This window comes from Faecalimonas umbilicata (assembly GCF_004346095.1).
Taxonomy (GTDB): domain Bacteria; phylum Bacillota; class Clostridia; order Lachnospirales; family Lachnospiraceae; genus Faecalimonas; species Faecalimonas umbilicata.
In genome coordinates this window covers 1-18249 of sequence record NZ_SLZV01000020.1, presented here as the reverse complement: position 1 = coordinate 18249, position 18249 = coordinate 1, and the positions used below count along the sequence as shown (strand labels likewise).

Below are 18249 nucleotides of genomic sequence, written 5' to 3'. Positions count from 1 at the left end.
GAGGGCTGGCACCGCATATGATAGAATGAGCATTGTTTTATTAAAAGGATGGTTCAAAAAGAAGTAATGGATAGCCGGGGTGTTTTAGAAAAGACATCTCGGTTATTCTTATATGTAAACATAGAAAGTCTATCATTTTGTAAAAAAATTGCAAAATAAGAATGATATAATTGACGTTTGAGCATAATAAGCATATAATTATAGTATGATTTTGCAAGAATTAAGCAGAATGGAGGTAAAAAATATGCTTCTTGAATTTAAGACGAAAAACTATAAATCATTTGTTGATGAGGCGTGCTTTTCTATGATTACTGCACCGAAACAAAAGGGATTAGATTACAGTATTATGAAAGAAAAAGTGAAGGGAAAGGAAATTAAAGGGTTAAGTTCCTCTGTTATTTATGGACCAAATGCGGCAGGAAAAACAAATATCATCGGTGCAATGGATGTGCTGAGAGCCATTGTGCTAAGAGGAAATATCCGAAATGCAGAAGAGAAATCATCTCCTAACCCTGCTTCTGTGGCATTGGAACTAATCCCTAATAATAGTGCTACGGAGTCACACCCAGTATATTTTTCTGTTGAATTTTATGAAGAGGATGAAAAGAATAAATTCAAAATTCAGTATGAATTGGAAATTGATTTAGGGATGTTCCTTGATGAAGACTATGCAAGAAATATTGTATTTGAAAGTCTTACGGTAAATGATGAACTGATTTTCAGACGTACACAGGATTTAGAAATAGGAGATATGAAAGTAATTAAATCATATCTTTCGGATGTGACAGAACAGAATACAGAGAGTATCACTGAAATTGCGAAGAATAGTTTAAGCAGGGATGAGCTGTTTTTGGCAAACGGATTTAAACTGATTATTTCACAAAAATTTGCAAAATTGGTATTAGATTGGTTTACAAATAAATTTATGGTTATTTACCGTGCGGATTCCATGCAGTTGATTAAAAGATTTGCTGATCCGAAAAAGAAAGCGATTTATGTAGAGAAAACGACAGATGAAGCAGCAAAATTATTTGGAATCAATTCAAATGCAGTTGGATATGTCGTAAGTGAAGATGAGCCGGACGCAAAATTATATTCTGTTTTTCGGAATTCTAAAAATAAAAAAAATGCCGCGATTGCATCAGAGATATTTGAGTCTTATGGAACAATCCGCTTTATCAATATGTTTCCATTGGTCATAAAGGCAATTCAGACAGGCGGAACGCTGATTGTGGATGAGTTTGATGCATCTATTCATCCAATGGCATTGATGAGCATTATCAATGTATTCCATAATGATGATGTGAACATTCATCATGCACAGCTGATATTTAATACACATAATCCCATTTTCTTAAATTCTAATCTTTTTAGAAGAGATGAAATTAAATTTGTAGAACGGGATGATGATAGTCATCAAAGTGTTTTGTATGCACTTTCTGATTTTGGGACGACAGGAGATAAGGGGGTTCGCAGACACGAAGATTATATGAGTAAATATTTTATTAGTCAGTATGGTGCAATCAAAGATATAGATTTCACACCAATCTTTGAAGAAATTTTAGAACGAGAGGTGTAGTTATGCAAAAGAGAAAGCCAACAAATAAATATTATTTTAGTGTTGAGGGAGAAACTGAGCAATGGTATTTGAAATGGTTGCAGGATATGATTAACAGTACAGAGGAGTCCGTATGTAAAGTGTCTATTGATTGTCCTGTAAAGAAGAATCCATTAAAACATGCAAAATCCCTGACAGTTACCAGAAAAATAGAAATATATCATTTTTTTGATTATGAAAGTGATGAGCCGATCCATGTGCAAGGCTTTCAGGACGTTATGGATAACATGAAAAAGGCGGAAAAACTGGGAAAACAGATTAAGTATAAATCGGGATACAGTAACTTTACATTTGATTTATGGATCATTTTGCATATGATGAATTGTAATGCTTCTTATGCACATAGGAAACAATATGTTACTCAGATTAACCGGGCATTTGGAGAGAGATTTGAAAATATGGATGAATATAAACACGAGGATAATTTCAAACGGTGTTTAAGTAAAATGGATCTTTCAAATGTAATAGCTGCTATTGGCAGGGCAAAGAAAATCATGCAGAGAAACAAGGAGAATGGATATATTCTGCATCAATATAAAGGATACCAGTATTATAAAGAAAATCCATCCCTTACGGCATGGGAAGCAATAGAGAAGATTTTGAATGAGTGCAAATTATTGTAAAAAAGGAATGCGTGGAGTTAAAAATGGAAATGAAGATTGAAAATGTATTCAGAAAAATTCCGGAGTTTTCTAATATTGTTTTGGATACAATTCTTTTTGAAAGTAAGTATCCAGTAATGTTTACATGTAAAAATAAAGGAGATTTGTATTTGTTTATTTGCTGTCTTGTAAATGCTGAAAAAGTAGAGTGGATAGGAAGTAAGACAACATATGATAATTTAATTGATCTTCTGGAGAATAAAATTACTATTCGAGATGCTTTCCTGAATATTACAGAAAATAAAATTATTATTGAGTATAATGGAAAAGAGACAGATTATAAGATAGTGAAAGGAAATGATGTCCCTGATGATTTGTTACCTACTGCTGGTGAGTATATGGAAGCAGAAGGGGACGAATATGAGGAAGAGATTAGAATTGCCGCCATTTGAAGAAGAAACAACAGAATAAAATTTCCTTATCATCTACATAGCCGAGTGGTTTTCAATATGAGAATCACCCGGCTATTTTTATGCCCTGATATTCTAAAAATTCATTTGAGAATATCAAATCATGGGCAGGAGAGGAGATGAAACTTATGCCTTATATCGCACCGGAAGTTGTGCAGGAAGTAAAGAGAATGGATTTACTGACGTACCTGAAAAACTATGAGCCGCAGGAGCTTGTGCATTTTTCAGGGAATACCTACACAACGAAAAGTCACGACAGTCTGAAGATTTCCAACGGGAAATGGATGTGGTGGAGTCAGAGTATCGGTGGTAGATCGGCGCTGGATTATCTGATCAAAGTCAGAGGATATTCCTTTATGGAGGCAATAGAACTTATTGCAGGACAGGCGGCGATTCAGCCGCCGGTTTCGGTATCTGCCGAAAAGAAAACAGAGAAAGTGCTGCTATTGCCGAAGTCATATCGTTATGCAGAGTATGTGGTTTCATACTTGAAGAACCGTGGAATTGATATGGAACTGATTGAGTTTTGCCTGAAAACGGGGCGTTTGTATGAGAGTGCAGACTATCATAATGCTGTATTTGTGGGCAGAGATCAGGAGGATCAACCGAGGTATGCAGCGTTACGGGGAGTGGGAACAGATTTTATCGGAGAAGCAAGCGGAAGTGATAAACATTATTCATTTTCCATTCCGGCAGAAGCAAGTTGTAGTGAAGTGCACTTATTTGAATCAGCTATTGATCTGTTATCGTATGCCACGATGGAGAAACTGGACGGGAAAAACTGGAGAGAAACACATCTGTTATCTCTTGCAGGGGTTTACCGACCGGCACAGAAACTGGAGGAAAGTAAGATACCTTCTACGCTGGTTCGTTTCCTGAAAGAATACCCCTATGTGCAGACGATCGTATTTCACTTGGATAACGACCGGGCAGGAAGACTTGCAACAAAAGCGATTCGGACGGTGCTGCCGAAACAGTATCAGACGAAAGACAAACCGCCGCTGATCGGGAAAGATTACAATGATTTTTTGTGTTCCCGGTTGGGATTACAGCGGACAATCCGTGAGAAAAAGAGTCAGGAGAAAGGAAGAGAACGATGAAAGCAATCAAATATGAATTGAAAATGATCCACAAAAAAGAGATTGTACTGGCGGCAGACAGCCGAAAAATGATTGAAGAAAGTCTCAAAACAATGCTGCAAGCAGAGAAGGATTTGGATGTGACCGGAGAGGAATTGCTTGGAATTGTGGTGGAAGAAAAGGATGAAAGAGACTGTCCGGGAGCGTGTGATGGGTGTCCGTATTATTGTCCGAACGAGGAAGACTGTATGATGGATGATCTGGAGAACAGGTGTCAGGAATGTGAAGCTTTCTGTAAAAAATGTGGAAGTTGCACCATGATATCGTGCGGGGAATGTGGAGATGAAATGTGCGAAACCTGCCATTGGCGCTGCCAGGAGTGTGGGAGCTGTACCCATCCACAGGGAGAAAAGTTACCGTAAGAAATTGTTATTTTCGGCAAAGTGATTTTGGTACGCCCGAAGCGGTGACGCAAGGGGTACGGGATACACAATACCAGCAAGCAACGCCTTTGGATAGCCAGACGGATTTTCCGTCTGTGCCATCCTGCGGCAGCTTGTCAGGGAAGTTCCCTGAAACCCTTGTGAAAAAGTGCAGGAAGAATAAGAGCGCAGGAAAGGAAGTTGGAACGATGCAGGTACAGATAGAAGTCAAAGAGAAAAAGAAAGACCGGAAACGGATGGAGCAGTATTTGGAACAGTGGAAGAAGAAAGGGGGACACAAACATGCTGGCTGTTAAAGTGTTTGCGGAAGGAGTGGCAGAGCAGATCAAAGCCTATCTTCCGCCGGAATATGAATCGGTAACGTGTTCTGTAAAAGAGCAGAATAAGACAAATGGTGTGATGCAGGTGGGAATTCAGGCAGATATGCCGGGACACGCCGCTTCTCCGATTGTCTATATGGAATCGTTTTACAATGAAGTGCGGAGTGGAGAACCGATGGATCAGATTATGAGGAACATCGCAGAAGTGATTCAGGATGCACTGGATGGTCCGGCATTGGATCAGAGTATCCGGATTGAGGAATTTGAGTCAGTCAAAGATTATTTATCGGTTATGGTTGTGAATACGGCGGAGAACCGGAAACTGTTAGAGCAAGTTCCACATAAAGAAGTAGCAGATCTGTCGCTGCTTTGTTATGCGGATCTTCCGGTAGAGCAGGGTGGTTATAACGCAACGTTTAAGATCACGGAACAGATGTTGCAAAAGTGGAATGTAGATCGGGAGGAATTGTTTCAGATTGCATCAGAGAATACAAATCCTGCCAATACTCCGGTGTTACAAAACTTAGAGGAGGTAACAAGGCAGATTCTTATGGGAGGCGCTGCACCGGAAAATTTACTGAAGAAAGAATTTGATTTTTCCAATCAGGAAGCGATACTTCTGGTGCTTACAAATGAAAAGAAAAATTTCGGTGCTGCCATGATGTTTGAACCAAGGGTAATGGATCAATTAAGTCAGTCCTTTCCGGAGGGATTTTATATTTTACCCTCTTCTTTGCATGAAGTGTTAATTCTTCCCGATCGTGGGGGCATTTTACCGAAAGAACTGGGAGCGATGGTGCGGGAAGTCAATCGGAGTCAGGTAGAGAAAATGGAACAGTTATCCGATCGGGTTTACCGTTACGATAAGGAAGCACAGAAGATTGTAGAAGTTCCAGAATCCATAGAGCGGGGAAAGGAGATGTCGCGATGAGGAAACGGAATATTGCTATTATGTTTCGGTTGAATCGGAAAGAAGCAGAGGCGTTGGATAAGAAAGTGAAGAAAAGCGGTTTGAACCGGGAGGCTTATCTGCGTCAAGTCATTACCGGGATTGTTCCAAGAGACGCACCGCCGCCGGATTATTATTCCATGATGCGGGAGCTTCATAAAATCGGGAATAACCTGAATCAGATTGCGCAGAAAGCACATGTGCTGAATGTGATGGACGTTCAGAGATATGATGCAGCAGTCCGGTTGTTTGAGCAGACGGTAAAAGAGATTACTGAAGCTGTGATTTTACCGGAGAAAAATCCGCAGGAAAGAACGGGCAGATGTGAGAAAAGAGGTCAGTGAGATGGCAACCACATCCATTTGGAGTGTGAAAGGGTGGCTTGGAAAGGTCGTGATTTATGTAGAGAATCCGGAGAAGACGAGAAATCCAGTTTATGTGGAGCAAAAAGAAATCACGGAAGAAGAATCACAAGGGCTGTCCGATGTCATTGCATATGCGGTAAATGAAGAAAAGACAAGACTTAAACAACGTGGAAAGGAAATTGCGGAGGAAGTAATGGTTATGCAGCAGTATGTTTCCGGCGTGAATTGTGCACTTGCTACTGCCCGTGGAGAAATGATGGCAGTCAAAAAACGGTACGGGAAAGATGAGGGAATCATGGCATTTCATGGGTATCAGTCTTTTGCGCCGGGAGAATGTACGCCGGCGATGGCGCATGAGATCGGTGTGAAACTGGCAGAAACATTGTGGGGTGATCGGTTTCAGGTGTTGGTGGCAACCCATTTGGATAAGGAGAACCATTTGCATAATCATTTTGTAGTCAACTCGGTTTCCTTTTTGGATGGAAAACGGTATCACCGGACGAAACAAGATTATCGCAGGATGCGAAGGGAATCAGACAGATTATGTAAGGAGTATGCGTTATCTGTGATTGAACATCCAAGTGAGGGGAAGTCTCAGCATTATGGGGAGTGGAGGGCAAATCAGGAACAGAAGCCGACTTACCGGGGAATGGTACGGGCAGATGTAGATGAAGCAATCCGTATGGCAAGGACGGAAAATCAGTTTTTCCATTTTCTAAGGGAGAAAGGGTATGAGATCAAGTTCGGACAGGATATTACCTTGCGACCGTTGGGAAGAGACAGAGGATTGAAACTTGCCCGCAACTTTGGAGAGGCGTACACAATCGAAGCAATCCGCAGGAGAATTTTAGCAGAAGAAAAGAGTCCGTTTCTGAAAACTTCTTATCGTTTGGTACAAGAGCAAAGAAGAATCAGACAGATCTATCTGCGTGGAACATTCCAACCGAAACGAAAAATTGGAGGATTACGGGGATTGTACCTGCATTATTGTTATCTGTTAGGAATTCTTCCGAAAAATCGATCACCCATGAATCAAAAAGAACTGCATTTATTGCTGAGGGAAGATTTAAACAAATTGAATCAGATTAAAAAAGAAACAAGGCTGCTTTGTCGTTGTCATATTGATACCGCAGAGCAGCTTTTTTCGTGGAAAGAAACTTGTGAAAGCCGACGAAAACAGTTGGAGGATGAGCGCACACATCTCAGGTATCGACTCCGAAGCGCAAAGGATGAGAATGTGCAGGAAGCGTTGAAAGCTGAGATTTCCAAATTGACAGAAGAGATAAAAGAACTGCGGGAGGAGGTGAAACTTTGTGATGGAATTGCCACACGTTCTCAAATTTTAAAAGAGAAGATATCTATTGTGAGGCAGGAGACAACAGAGAGAAAGGAGGAGGTAAGACATGAACACATCAGGGGAAGCCGCTGATCAAGTAGTACGGATGTCGCTGGAAGTGGGAGAAGCAGCATTGAAAATTTCCGGGGCAGGAGCCAAACAGCTTGCAGTGCTTTTATATGCCATTTTGAAAGAACAGAAAAAGACGCGTGGGCGGGCGAGATTGGAAACGCTGGTGCGTTCGGGACGTCCGCTGACGGTATTTTCCGTGAAAGAAAGTGATTTGCGTAAATTTGTGCAGGAGGCAAAGCGGTATGGAATCTTGTACTGCGCGGTGCGAAATCCAAAAGGAAGCAGCGATGGAATGGTAGACATTATGGTAAAGGAAGAGGATGCGCCCCGGATCAACCGTATTGTAGAGCGCTTTCAGTTTGCAACGGTTACGGAGGCGGCGCAGATTAAGACGGAAATCGAAAAATCACGGGAACAGAAAGCAAAGACCGTTGGAGAAGAAAGAACCGGAGTGAAAAAATCCGGGCAGTCTCAGGATGTGCCGGAGCGAACCGGAAGGGAGAAATCCGATACGGATCAGTTGATGGAGGAGTTGATGGGTGCGCCGAGTAAGAAAGAGGAGACACAGCCGCGAAACCCCTCTTTGGCAAAGACAGAGAAATCCCTTCTGTCCGAGCCTATCTCCGAGAGGCACAGCAGAACCGCCGAGGGTACTTCTAATTTGTATATGCCGACAGCGCCGCAGAAGAAATCGGTGCGGGAGGAGTTACGGGAGATTCAGGCGGGAAGAAACCAGAAGAAACGAAATCAGCCAGTTTCCGATCGTGTACAGCAAAGGGGAAGAAGACAGCAAGAAAGAGTACTGGAGCATCGGCAACCACAGAACAGGAAAGTGAAAAAAACAAGCAAAGAGAGGTAAAAGAGATGAGTACAAATTTTGATTCTATGTTAAATGTATCCGCAGTTCCGCAGGATGACCGCACAGCGGCATTTATTGCGGAGAGTAAGAATAACCGGAACCGTTGTTATGAATTGTCAGAACAGATTACGGCGGCAGTTGCAACGGATAGTCAGATGTTTCAGAAATATCTGGATGTGCAGAGCCGCTTTGACCGCTATACTGCGAGTAATTCCCTGCTGATCTTAGCGCAGCGACCGGAGGCGCAGAAGTTAGGCGATTATAGCTACTGGAGAAGTCAGGGAACCTTTGTGAAACGACAGGAGCGGGACAATCCGGTACTCATCTTAGAGCCGGGAAAAGAGTATGAGCGTGAAGATGGAAGTATTGGAATGTATTACAATGCCAAGAAACTGTACGAGCCATCGCAGACCAGTTTACGCAATTATACGCAGGAGAAACCGCAGATCACAGAACAACAGTTAATCCGTGCGCTGCTCAGCAATCCTCCGGTGAATATTGTTCCGGCAGAACCGGATCAGATGCCGGAGGGGAAAGGTGCGCTGTTTGCACCGGATGAAAGATGTATCTATGTAAGAAAAGGGATGGATGCACAATCCATTTTTCTTTCCCTATCCCCGGAACTTGCGCTTGCAGGGTTCGCAGATGGAAAGAAGATATATGACCGGGATGCAGAGGCATTTCATGCTTACTGCGCGTCTTATATGCTTTGCAAGAAGTATGGTATTGACACACAGTATTTTGATTTTAGCCATGCGCCGGAGTTTTTTGAAAACATGGAACCGCAGGAAGTCCGTGCGGAATTAGCGAAAGCGCAGGAATCCTTTAAGAACATCAATGCCCGGATGGAGAAGTCTTTGCAGCAGGAACGCAATCAGACGGAACGCCAGCAGCCACGCGCGGAATCTCATCCGCAGAGAGGCGATGCGAGATAGAGCAGAGAACGAAAGGAGCGAAAAAACGAATGAGAAAAAGAAAGTTCCGTATGGGAGGTGAGGACATTTGCATGAGGAAAAAGTGACTTTGAAATTAGACCGATATGAGTGCGGCATAATTTTTCATTCCCTGAAAGATAAGCGGAATCAGTTGTTGGAAACGAATCAGGATACAGAGCTTGTAGAGGATGTGCTGATGAAAGTCATTGAAGGGATGGAACAACTGCCGGAGAAAGAACGAAAGGGGCGGTGGCACCGTGAAGAGCGATGAGAGGAAAGAGAGCAGGATACTGATTTTCTCCGGAATCGTTCCGGTGGTATGGCTTGCGCTATTGACTGCACCGTTTTTCTTTGATGGGCTTTTGCGTGTGATGGAAAAATTACCAGAAGCAATCCAGCACCCGTTTCGGATTCAAATGTGTAAGGACAGCCTGAAAACTGTCCTTCTTTTTCTTGCTTGCTATGGAATGGGAATCGGGATTTACCTGTCTACGAGAAGAAATTACCGAAGAGGTGAAGAACATGGTTCGGCACAGTGGGGAAACGCTCAGGAGATCAACAAGAAATACAGCGACAAGAAATTTGAGGCAAACAAGTTGATGACGAAACATGTGCGGATTAGCTATAACAGCCGGAAGCACCGGAGAAATCTGTTAACGATTGTCGTGGGAGGAAGTGGTTCTGGAAAAACCCGCTTTTTTTGCAAGCCCAATCTGATGCAGGCGAACACTTCGTTTGTAGTGCTCGATCCCAAAGGAGAGAATCTGCGGGATACGGGGCATCTTTTGGAGGCGGAAGGTTATGAAGTCCGGGTGCTGGATTTGATCAACATGGAGAAAAGTCATTGTTACAATCCCTTTGTATATCTGAAGGATGACAATGATGTGCAGCGGCTGGTGACAAATTTATTTAAGGCAACGACACCGAAAGGAAGTCAGAGCAACGATCCCTTTTGGGATACTGCCGCATCCATGCTTTTGCTGGCGCTGATTTTTTATCTGAAATACGAAGCGCCGAAAGAGGAACAGAATTTTCCGATGGTAATGGAAATGCTGCGGGCAGGGGAAGTGCGGGAGGACAACGATGATTATCAGTCACCGTTGGATGAATTGTTTGAGCGGCTGGAGATGAAGAACCCAGATCATATCGCTGTAAAGTATTATAAAGACTATCACTCAGGAAGCGCCAAAACCTTAAAATCCATTCAGATTACGCTGGCGGCAAGATTGGAGAAATTCAATCTTGCCAGTCTGTCTGCATTGACTGCAACAGACGATTTGGATCTGTCCTCCCTCGGAGAAAAGAAAGTGGCGTTGTTTGCGGTAATACCGGATAACGATACCAGTTATAACTTTTTGGTGTCTATTTTATATACTCAGTTATTTCAGCAGCTTTTTTATTCGGCGGATTATAAACATGGAGGAAGTCTGCCGGTTCCGGTCCATTTCCTGATGGATGAGTTCAGCAACGTATCGCTGCCCGATGATTTTTCTAAAATACTCAGCGTTATGCGCTCAAGGGCGGTGAGCGTGTCGATTGTCTTACAGAATATTGCCGCATTAAAAGCATTGTTTGAGAAAGAATGGGAGGCAATCATCGGGAACTGCGATGAATTTCTTTATCTTGGAGGAAATGAGCAGAGTACCCATAAATATGTGAGTGAATTGTTAGGAAAAGCCACCATTGACCTGAATACCTATGGAAAATCAACGGGGCATTCTGGAAATTATTCTACCAATTATCAAATCTCAGGGCGTGAACTGATGACGCCGGACGAAGTGCGTATGCTGGATAACCGCTATGCACTTCTTTTTATTCGCGGGGAGCGCCCGATTTTAGATGAGAAGATTGATATTTTAAGCCATCCGAATGTTGCGCTTACAACGGATGGAAAAGGAAAACCGTACCGCCACGGAGAAGTGACAAAGGCGGTTGCAGGAATTTCCCTGACGGATAGTCTGGAAGGAGAAATTCAGGCAGAAGACGTGGGAGAAGTGGATGTGCAAGCGTTGGAACTTTTCTCGAATGAAGAACTGGAAACTGTATTTAGTCAAAACAAGGAGGAAGAAACAGATGATGTTTAAACAGAGAGACAGACAGCAGAAGGGAGCAGAAATGAGAGGTAAGAAGAGAGGAGCAGCCGGAGAAATGCAAAAACTTCCTATGGGAGCAAAGACGAAAAAAGCCTTTGGCTTGTACTTGGTGCTGGTGTTGATGCTGACGATGGGAGGAACAACCGTATTTGCAGCCGGTGATCCCATTGCAGTAGTCAATAACCTGTCCGATTTTATTTTCGGACTGATCCGTGCCATCGGTATGATTTTGCTTGGGTTTGGAATTGTACAGATCGGGTTGTCTTTAAAGTCCCATGATCCGAGTCAGAGAGCGAACGGGTTTCTGACGCTGGCAGGCGGTGTAGTCATTACCTTTGCCAAAGAGATTTTGACTCTGATTGCAGGTTAAAAAGAAACAGGCAGGATTCCCCAAGTGCGTAAAAAGCAGCTTGGGGAATGTGCTGCCGGAAAGGAGGGTTGTGAATGGAATCAGACAACTGGGTAGTACAAAATCTCGTCAATGCGTTGGAAACGTGGAACAGTAAGCTGGCGGAAATCTGGCAGATTATCACACAGTCTCCGGAGACATTCAAAGGCGGTGATATCTGGAATGTGATTGTAAGTATTAACGGAGCATTGCAGGCGATCGGCTATGCTTTGCTTGTGTTATTCTTTGTTGTCGGTGTGGTAAAAACATGCGGAAGTTTTGTGGAAGTGAAGAAACCGGAACATGCATTGAAATTATTTATCCGTTTTGCCATTGCAAAAGGCGTCATTACCTATGGACTGGAATTGATGATGGCGCTCTTTGAAATCATACAGGGAGTAATGAGTACGATTATGAATGCGGCAGGCTTCGGACAGCCGCAGCAGACCGTTCTGCCGGAAGAAATTGTGACAGCGGTGGAAGACTGCGGTTTCTTTGAGAGTATTCCCTTGTGGGCGGTAACCTTGATCGGTGGACTGTTTATCACGGTATTAAGTTTCATTATGATTATGAGTGTGTATGGGCGTTTTTTCCGGCTGTATCTTTATACTGCCATTGCACCGGTTCCTCTTGCGTCTTTTGCCGGAGAGCCGACACAGAATGTAGGAAAAAGTTTTATGAAATCGTATGCGGCGGTTTGTCTGGAAGGTGCGGTTATCGTGCTGGCATGTATTATCTTTTCGGTCTTTGCGGCTTCGCCTCCGGTGGTGGATGCAGATGCGGCGGCAGTGACGATGGTGTGGAGTTATATCGGAGAACTGATCTTTAACATGCTGGTACTGGTTGGTGCAGTGAAGATGGCAGACCGGGTGGTACGGGAAATGATGGGATTGTAAAAGGAGGAACAAACGTTGGAAGTAAAAATCAATCGGGAAATCCGAAACTATACGGAATCTATGTTTTTTGGACTGTCCATGCGGCAGTTTATTTTTTCTGTCTTCGCCTGCGTGGTTGCAGTCGGACTCTATTTTCTGCTTCGCCCATACATGGGAACAGAGACAGTAAGCTGGGTGTGTATCTTAGGGGCAGCGCCTTTTGCAGCGTTGGGATTTTTCAAATATCACGGGATGACCGCAGAACAGTTTTTGTGGGCATGGTTGAAATCCGAGTTTCTCATTCCGAAAAAGCTGGTGTTCCGGTCAGAAAATCTGTATTACGAGCTGCTAAAAGGAGAGATTGAAGCAAGGGAAAAGGAGGAATGGAAGAAACATGATTAAGACATTGCGGACAATTTTTAAACAGGATAAGGAGAAGTTTTGCATACCGAGGAGTGTACAGCAGGTCATTCCCATCCAGGCGGTATGGGCAGACGGTGTCTTTCAGGTGGGGCGGAATAAGTTTACCCGGACGTACAAATTCATGGATATCAACTATGCGGTAGCAAGCCGGGAAGATCAGGAGGCAATGTTCTTGGAATACAGCGAACTGCTCAATTCCTTTGACAGCGGAGCGACCACAAAGATCACGATCAATAACCGGAGACTGAACCGGCAGGACTTTGAAAAAGCAATTCTGATCCCAATGCGGGAGGACGGACTGGATGTGTACCGGGAGGAATACAACGAAATGTTGTTGGAGAAAGCAACCGGTTCCAATCGAATGGTGCAGGAAAAGTATGTGACGGTATCGGTGTATAAGAAAACGGTGGAAGAGGCGAGAAGCTATTTTGCACGAGTGGGAACAGATCTGATGGGGCATTTTGCAAGACTGGGTTCCAAATGTGTGGAACTGGATGCGACAGAACGACTGCGGGCACTGCATGATTTTTACCGGGCAGGTGAGGAAACCGCTTTTTTCTTTGATCTGCAGCAGGCGATGAAGAAAGGACACAGCTTTAAAGATTTTATCTGTCCCGACAGCTTTGAGTTTGAACGGGATCATTTTAAAATGGGAGACCGTTATGGAAGAGTGCTGTTTTTGCGGGATTATGCGTCTTATATCAAAGACGATATGATTGCGGAGCTGACAGAATTAAACCGGAATCTGATGCTGAGTATTGACATCATTCCGATTCCGACGGATGAGGCAGTACGGGAAGTGGAGAACCGACTCCTCGGTGTGGAGACGAATATCACAAACTGGCAGAGAAGACAGAACGCAAACAATAACTTTTCCGCAGTGGTTCCTTATGATATGGAGCAGCAGAGAAAAGAAAGCAAGGAGTTTCTGGATGATCTGACCACCCGTGACCAGCGGATGATGTTTGGCATTTTAACGATTGTGCATACCGCAGATACAAAGAAAGAACTGGATGCAGATACGGAAACACTTCTGACCATTGCAAGGCAGCATTTGTGTCAGATGGCTACTTTAAAATTTCAGCAGATGGACGGGCTGAATACCGCTTTGCCGATCGGACAACGGAAAATCAATGCGGTTCGCACCCTGACAACGGAAAGCCTTGCGGTGCTGATGCCTTTCCGGGTGCAGGAGATTATGGACGAGGGCGGCATTTACTGCGGGGAGAATGCGATTTCCCATAATTTAATCATGTGTAATAAGGCGAAGCTGCTGAATCCTAATTCTTTTTTACTTGGTGTTCCGGGAAGTGGAAAGTCCTTCAGCGCAAAAATGCTGATAGTATTCCTTGCCCTTGCGACCGGGGACGATATTTTGATTTGTGATCCGGAGCGGGAGTATGCATCACTCATTGAGGCGATGGGCGGAGAAGTCATCCGGATTGCGGCGGGAAGCAAAGACCATATCAACGCTATGGATATGGTGGATGGTTATGGGGACGGTGGCAATCCAGTCATTGATAAGTCAGAGTTTGTATTATCGCTTTTTGAGCAATTAGACAAAAAAGGGGTAAGCGCCAAAGAAAAATCAATCATAGACCGTTGCACCGCCGCTGTATATGACGATTACCAACGAGGCGGAAATATACCGACGCTTTGCGTACTCCGGGACAAAATACTGGAGCAGCCAGAGCGGGAAGCGCAGGATCTTGCACTGGAACTGGAATTGTTTACAAGCGGAAGTCTGGATGCCTTTGCCCATGAAAGTAATGTGGATGTGAAGAACCGGATGGTGGTGTATGATATTTTGGACTTGGGAAAACAGTTGAAAACGATGGGGCTTTTGGTCATTACAGATGCGATGTTAAACCGTGTGACAGAGAACTGGAAACTGGGAAAACGTACCCATATTTTTTTGGATGAGTTCCATGTAGTATTTGAAAATGAATATTCCGGAGCGTTCTTTAATTCTGCATGGCGCAGATTTCGTAAGAGAAATGCCTATCCGAATGCCATTACGCAGAATGTAGATTATCTGTTGGATTCCGTTCTTGCAAGAACCATGTTGTCCAACAGCGAGTATATCGTGATGTTAAATCAGGCGGCGCCGGATCGGGAGAAACTGGCACAATTACTCAATATTTCCAATGAGCAGATGGGATATATCACCAATGCAGATGCAGGATGTGGACTGATCAAATATGGAAGTTCCCTTGTGCCATTTGTGAATCAGTTTCCGAAAAATACGAAGCTTTATCAACTGATGACAACGAAACCGGGCGAAGATCATGCCAACCGGAATCGTCAGCCATAGAAAGGGGAAAAGAAGAATGGAATTACGATTTGCATCGAAAGAGCATAAACAATTTTTCTTTGCCATGATGGAGGAAGTGAAGAAAAAGGACAGTTATCATCAGGCATTTTTCTACTGCGTGGGAATTTCGGATATGACAAGAGATAATGTGAAACGTCTGTTTTCATTTCGGGAAGACTGTATCAACCCAGCGGCATTGCATGAAGGATGGCAGACAAGCGGAAGTATGCGGATTACCCGGCTTGCTTTTAATTTATGGAACGGATACAGCGAGAAGGGGATGGAAAGAATGTCTACCCCGTATGAACTTTTTGATTGTGGATATGCCCCTTATTTCTTTGAGGCAATCCGGTTGAAGTACCCGGAATTTTGCAGGGAGTTCCAATCCGGTAAAGCGTGTCCGCATAGGGAAGAACGGTAGTAGTATGAGCAAGGAGATTAAGACGCGTAAGGTTCGCAAAGACATCAAGGTGTTAGATAAAGCGGCAATGGGAACCGAGCATGTAAAGCGGGCATATGTGCGGACGAAAGAACAGACAGAGGAGACAAGAGAACCGGCAGCGGCAACACCCGTGGAAGATGCGGAAAATCAGATTGCAGCCGGGACAGAACGAAGTGTGTTGGGGGCAGTGCATCAGGTACGAAAGCAAGGCGGCAGGGTGCAGCGTCAAAGAGCAAAGAGGAAGGTGTCTGCGGACACCTTCAACCAGCCGAAAGAGCAACTACAAAAAACCGGGCAGGAGTTGGCGAAGAAGAAACGGGTTTCCGCAGGAAAACTTCAAAATGCCACCATTAAAACCATAGAGCCCGGAGAAAAAACGATCAAAACCGTGGGGAGTAAGGGGAAGCAGACCGGAAAAGGAACGGTGAAAACTGCCAGCCGGACAATCAAAGGTACGAAGCAGACAGTACACAATACAGTGAAGACGAGTCAGACTGCCGCAGTTCAGGCAAAACGGTTGGCTCAGACAACAGCAAAGACAGCAGAAAGAACAGCGATGGCAGCCAGACAGGCGGCAAGAACAGCAGCCCAGACCGCAAAGGCAACTGCCAGAGCCACGTTGGCAGCTGTCCGGGCAATCATTGCAGGAACAAAAGCGCTTGTGACAGCACTTTTGGCAGGGGGATGGATTGCGGTACTGATTTTGTTGGTTGTGATTCTGTTTGGAGGTGTCCTTTGCATGACGGGTGGAGGAAATTCTAATACGGTTTCTGCTGTCAGCGCGGAAGTGGAAGCCTATGAACCGTTGATCCGTCAATATGCCACACAATATGGGATTGGAGAATATGTGGAACTGATCAAAGCGATTATGATGCAGGAAAGCGGCGGGCGAGGACTTGATCCAATGCAAAGTTCAGAAGGGGCATTTAATACCCGGTTTCCGAGACAACCCAATGGGATTACTGATCCGGCGTATTCCATTGAATGCGGGGTTCAGGAGATCAAAGCGTGTCTGGTCAGTGCAGAAGTGGAAACTCCGGTGGATATGGAACGCATTAAGCTGGCGCTTCAGGGCTATAATTACGGGAATGGTTATATCCCGTGGGCAAAAGAAAAAGATGGAGGGTACACCCCGGCAAATGCGATTGAATTTTCCGATATAATGGCAGAAAAACTGGGATGGAGCAGTTACGGGGACAAGCAGTATGTGGCACATGTATTGCGCTATTATCCATTTGGACGGATTCCGACCGGAACGGGAAGTCAGGCAATCGTGCAGGTGGCGCTGTCTCAAGAAGGAAATGGCGGAGAGACGTACTGGAGCTGGTATGGATTTGACAGCCGGGTAGAATGGTGTGCCTGTTTTGCATCGTGGTGTGCCGATCAATGCGGCTATATTGAAAGCGGTGTGATACCAAAGTTTGCCAAGTGCGATGTCGGTGTAAACTGGTTCCAAAACAATGGACAATTTCAGGATGGAAGTTATACCCCGGCGGCGGGAGATTTCATTTTCTTTGACTGGGGAAATGATGGAAGCATCGACCATGTGGGAATCGTGGAAAGTACGGCGGATGGTGTTGTGCACACCATTGAGGGAAACAGTAGTGATGTAGTCAACCGGAGAAGTTATAGTATCGGAAGCGCATCGATCTATGGGTATGGTGTTCCGGCATATTAAGAAAAGCAGGAGAAAAATTGTAAGAGCAAAGGAACAATGCTATAATAGGAAAAGCGGGCAGGGCAAATGTCCTGCCTGTTACAAATTTGAAACGTACAATCGTCAGATTGAGAACATAGAGTCATTGGGGAGTGGAATATTTGAAACGGGAAGAGATTTTTGAATATGTAAAAAAGCAATATGGAACAATTCCAGAATATCTTTGGAAGAGTTCTCCGGAGAACGCAATCCTCCGGCATAAAAATGGAAAATGGTATGCAGCTATTCTGCGAGTTGAAAAATCCAAGTTGGGATTAGAAGAAGAGGGCATGGTAGATGTGATCAATGTGAAGTGCGAACCGGATATGGTGGGACTTCTGACACAGACCTATGGCTTTCTTCCGGGATATCATATGAATAAGAAGTATTGGATCACGATGCTGCTGGATGGAAGCGTAAGTGAGGCGAAAATCTTAGACTTTCTGGATCTGAGTTATGATTTGATAGATGGAAAGAACTAGAGAAAATTTAGAATGGAAGATAGAGACAGATATTGAGAAACCCATGCTGCTGCTTTTCATAACAGTATCATGGGTTTCTTTATCAAGGGAAACGGATTGTGGACAATGAAAAAACAGCAAGGTAAAATAAAACAGAAAAAAGAGTATTTCGTGAGGTTTCTGTGACATTTGGGTGATACTCTAAAAAGAAAAAGGATGTGATACGATGCATATTTTAGTAGTCGAAGATGACCACTTATTAAATAATACGTTATACTACAACTTAAATGCCGCCGGATACAAGGTGGACTCTGCACTCTGTAAACAAGAGGCGGAAAATTATATTGAGAAACAAAGGTATGAGTTGATCGTACTGGATGTGAATCTGCCGGATGGGAATGGTTTTGATTTCTGCAAGGAGCTTCCTGTATAATTCAAATATAAGGAATTCCAAGAAAGAAGGTTGAGAAAAAAATACCTCAGTGTAGAATAAGATTACTGACTTTGCA

Annotated in this window: 21 protein-coding genes; all 21 read left to right on the top strand. The window is 43.9% G+C overall.

Features of this window, described 5'->3' with window-relative positions; all coding sequences use genetic code 11:
- Window positions 1-244: 244 nt before the first annotated feature.
- The 21 genes from EDD74_RS09875 to EDD74_RS09775 all read left to right on the top strand — a co-directional run bounded on the left by EDD74_RS09875 (window position 245) and on the right by EDD74_RS09775 (window position 18173).
- A complete protein-coding gene (locus EDD74_RS09875) occupies window positions 245-1579 on the top strand; it encodes an AAA family ATPase (RefSeq protein ID WP_116441937.1) in 1335 nt (444 codons plus the stop codon).
- Window positions 1580-1581: 2 nt separating this feature from the next.
- Window positions 1582-2241, top strand: coding sequence for an RloB family protein (locus EDD74_RS09870; protein ID WP_116441938.1), 660 nt, complete (start codon window positions 1582-1584; stop codon window positions 2239-2241).
- 23 nt (window positions 2242-2264) lie between these two features.
- On the top strand, window positions 2265-2672 hold the full coding sequence (locus EDD74_RS09865; RefSeq protein WP_132038451.1) for a hypothetical protein: 408 nt from the start codon (window positions 2265-2267) through the stop codon (window positions 2670-2672).
- A 146-nt stretch (window positions 2673-2818) separates the two neighbouring features.
- The gene (locus EDD74_RS09860) at window positions 2819-3790 is read left to right on the top strand and encodes a DUF3991 and TOPRIM domain-containing protein (RefSeq protein ID WP_165851595.1); all 972 of its coding nucleotides are present in this window, start codon (window positions 2819-2821) and stop codon (window positions 3788-3790) included.
- Window positions 3787-4191 (top strand): hypothetical protein, encoded by a 405-nt coding sequence (locus EDD74_RS09855; RefSeq protein WP_116441941.1) that lies wholly within the window; start codon window positions 3787-3789, stop codon window positions 4189-4191. Before EDD74_RS09860 ends, EDD74_RS09855 begins: the two co-directional genes overlap by 4 nt.
- Window positions 4119-4508 carry a hypothetical protein gene (locus EDD74_RS09850; RefSeq protein ID WP_132038450.1) on the top strand — a complete coding sequence of 130 codons (390 nt, stop codon included), beginning with the start codon at window positions 4119-4121 and terminating at the stop codon, window positions 4506-4508. The genes EDD74_RS09855 and EDD74_RS09850 overlap by 73 nt, the downstream gene beginning before the upstream one ends.
- The gene (locus EDD74_RS09845; protein ID WP_116441943.1) at window positions 4495-5463 is read left to right on the top strand and encodes a DUF5688 family protein; all 969 of its coding nucleotides are present in this window, start codon (window positions 4495-4497) and stop codon (window positions 5461-5463) included. The genes EDD74_RS09850 and EDD74_RS09845 overlap by 14 nt, the downstream gene beginning before the upstream one ends.
- The gene (locus EDD74_RS09840; RefSeq protein ID WP_116441944.1) at window positions 5460-5825 is read left to right on the top strand and encodes a plasmid mobilization protein; all 366 of its coding nucleotides are present in this window, start codon (window positions 5460-5462) and stop codon (window positions 5823-5825) included. The genes EDD74_RS09845 and EDD74_RS09840 overlap by 4 nt, the downstream gene beginning before the upstream one ends.
- A 1-nt stretch (window position 5826) precedes the next feature.
- Complete coding sequence (locus tag EDD74_RS09835) at window positions 5827-7275, top strand: relaxase/mobilization nuclease domain-containing protein (protein WP_116441945.1); 1449 nt, start codon at window positions 5827-5829, stop codon at window positions 7273-7275.
- Entirely contained in the window at window positions 7250-8113 is an 864-nt protein-coding gene (locus tag EDD74_RS09830; protein WP_116441946.1) for a PcfB family protein, read from the top strand. Before EDD74_RS09835 ends, EDD74_RS09830 begins: the two co-directional genes overlap by 26 nt.
- A gap of 5 nt (window positions 8114-8118) precedes the next feature.
- A complete protein-coding gene (locus tag EDD74_RS09825; protein WP_242990163.1) occupies window positions 8119-9048 on the top strand; it encodes a hypothetical protein in 930 nt (309 codons plus the stop codon).
- A gap of 67 nt (window positions 9049-9115) precedes the next feature.
- A complete protein-coding gene (locus tag EDD74_RS09820) occupies window positions 9116-9319 on the top strand; it encodes a hypothetical protein (RefSeq protein ID WP_116441947.1) in 204 nt (67 codons plus the stop codon).
- Entirely contained in the window at window positions 9306-11132 is a 1827-nt protein-coding gene (locus EDD74_RS09815) for a VirD4-like conjugal transfer protein, CD1115 family (RefSeq protein WP_116441948.1), read from the top strand. The genes EDD74_RS09820 and EDD74_RS09815 overlap by 14 nt, the downstream gene beginning before the upstream one ends.
- A 31-nt stretch (window positions 11133-11163) precedes the next feature.
- Window positions 11164-11511, top strand: coding sequence for a glutamyl-tRNA amidotransferase (locus EDD74_RS09810; protein WP_116442499.1), 348 nt, complete (start codon window positions 11164-11166; stop codon window positions 11509-11511).
- Between the two features lie 74 nt (window positions 11512-11585).
- A complete protein-coding gene (locus EDD74_RS09805) occupies window positions 11586-12425 on the top strand; it encodes a VirB6/TrbL-like conjugal transfer protein, CD1112 family (RefSeq protein WP_116441949.1) in 840 nt (279 codons plus the stop codon).
- A gap of 15 nt (window positions 12426-12440) precedes the next feature.
- Entirely contained in the window at window positions 12441-12806 is a 366-nt protein-coding gene (locus tag EDD74_RS09800; protein ID WP_116441950.1) for a PrgI family protein, read from the top strand.
- Window positions 12799-15141 carry a VirB4-like conjugal transfer ATPase, CD1110 family gene (locus EDD74_RS09795; protein WP_116441951.1) on the top strand — a complete coding sequence of 781 codons (2343 nt, stop codon included), beginning with the start codon at window positions 12799-12801 and terminating at the stop codon, window positions 15139-15141. Before EDD74_RS09800 ends, EDD74_RS09795 begins: the two co-directional genes overlap by 8 nt.
- Window positions 15142-15157: 16 nt before the next feature.
- A complete protein-coding gene (locus EDD74_RS09790; RefSeq protein WP_116441952.1) occupies window positions 15158-15562 on the top strand; it encodes a DUF6075 family protein in 405 nt (134 codons plus the stop codon).
- 4 nt (window positions 15563-15566) lie between these two features.
- A complete protein-coding gene (locus tag EDD74_RS09785) occupies window positions 15567-17261 on the top strand; it encodes a lysozyme family protein (RefSeq protein ID WP_116441953.1) in 1695 nt (564 codons plus the stop codon).
- A 140-nt stretch (window positions 17262-17401) separates the two neighbouring features.
- Complete coding sequence (locus EDD74_RS09780) at window positions 17402-17761, top strand: MmcQ/YjbR family DNA-binding protein (protein WP_174704853.1); 360 nt, start codon at window positions 17402-17404, stop codon at window positions 17759-17761.
- 205 nt (window positions 17762-17966) lie between these two features.
- Window positions 17967-18173 (top strand): response regulator, encoded by a 207-nt coding sequence (locus EDD74_RS09775; RefSeq protein WP_330410004.1) that lies wholly within the window; start codon window positions 17967-17969, stop codon window positions 18171-18173.
- Window positions 18174-18249 lie beyond the last annotated feature (76 nt).

Bases quoted from the DNA above. Each gene is read 5' to 3' on its own strand.
- EDD74_RS09810 (WP_116442499.1), top strand. From the start codon at position 11,164: ATGAGAGGTAAGAAGAGAGGAGCAGCCGGAGAAATGCAAAAACTTCCT.
- EDD74_RS09835 (WP_116441945.1), top strand. From the start codon at position 5,827: ATGGCAACCACATCCATTTGGAGTGTGAAAGGGTGGCTTGGAAAGGTC.
- EDD74_RS09825 (WP_242990163.1), top strand. From the start codon at position 8,119: ATGAGTACAAATTTTGATTCTATGTTAAATGTATCCGCAGTTCCGCAG.
- EDD74_RS09875 (WP_116441937.1), top strand. From the start codon at position 245: ATGCTTCTTGAATTTAAGACGAAAAACTATAAATCATTTGTTGATGAG.
- EDD74_RS09830 (WP_116441946.1), top strand. From the start codon at position 7,250: ATGAACACATCAGGGGAAGCCGCTGATCAAGTAGTACGGATGTCGCTG.
- EDD74_RS09790 (WP_116441952.1), top strand. From the start codon at position 15,158: ATGGAATTACGATTTGCATCGAAAGAGCATAAACAATTTTTCTTTGCC.
- EDD74_RS09865 (WP_132038451.1), top strand. From the start codon at position 2,265: ATGGAAATGAAGATTGAAAATGTATTCAGAAAAATTCCGGAGTTTTCT.
- EDD74_RS09840 (WP_116441944.1), top strand. From the start codon at position 5,460: ATGAGGAAACGGAATATTGCTATTATGTTTCGGTTGAATCGGAAAGAA.
- EDD74_RS09775 (WP_330410004.1), top strand. From the start codon at position 17,967: ATGCATATTTTAGTAGTCGAAGATGACCACTTATTAAATAATACGTTA.
- EDD74_RS09845 (WP_116441943.1), top strand. From the start codon at position 4,495: ATGCTGGCTGTTAAAGTGTTTGCGGAAGGAGTGGCAGAGCAGATCAAA.
- EDD74_RS09855 (WP_116441941.1), top strand. From the start codon at position 3,787: ATGAAAGCAATCAAATATGAATTGAAAATGATCCACAAAAAAGAGATT.
- EDD74_RS09870 (WP_116441938.1), top strand. From the start codon at position 1,582: ATGCAAAAGAGAAAGCCAACAAATAAATATTATTTTAGTGTTGAGGGA.
- EDD74_RS09860 (WP_165851595.1), top strand. From the start codon at position 2,819: ATGCCTTATATCGCACCGGAAGTTGTGCAGGAAGTAAAGAGAATGGAT.
- EDD74_RS09805 (WP_116441949.1), top strand. From the start codon at position 11,586: ATGGAATCAGACAACTGGGTAGTACAAAATCTCGTCAATGCGTTGGAA.
- EDD74_RS09795 (WP_116441951.1), top strand. From the start codon at position 12,799: ATGATTAAGACATTGCGGACAATTTTTAAACAGGATAAGGAGAAGTTT.
- EDD74_RS09785 (WP_116441953.1), top strand. From the start codon at position 15,567: ATGAGCAAGGAGATTAAGACGCGTAAGGTTCGCAAAGACATCAAGGTG.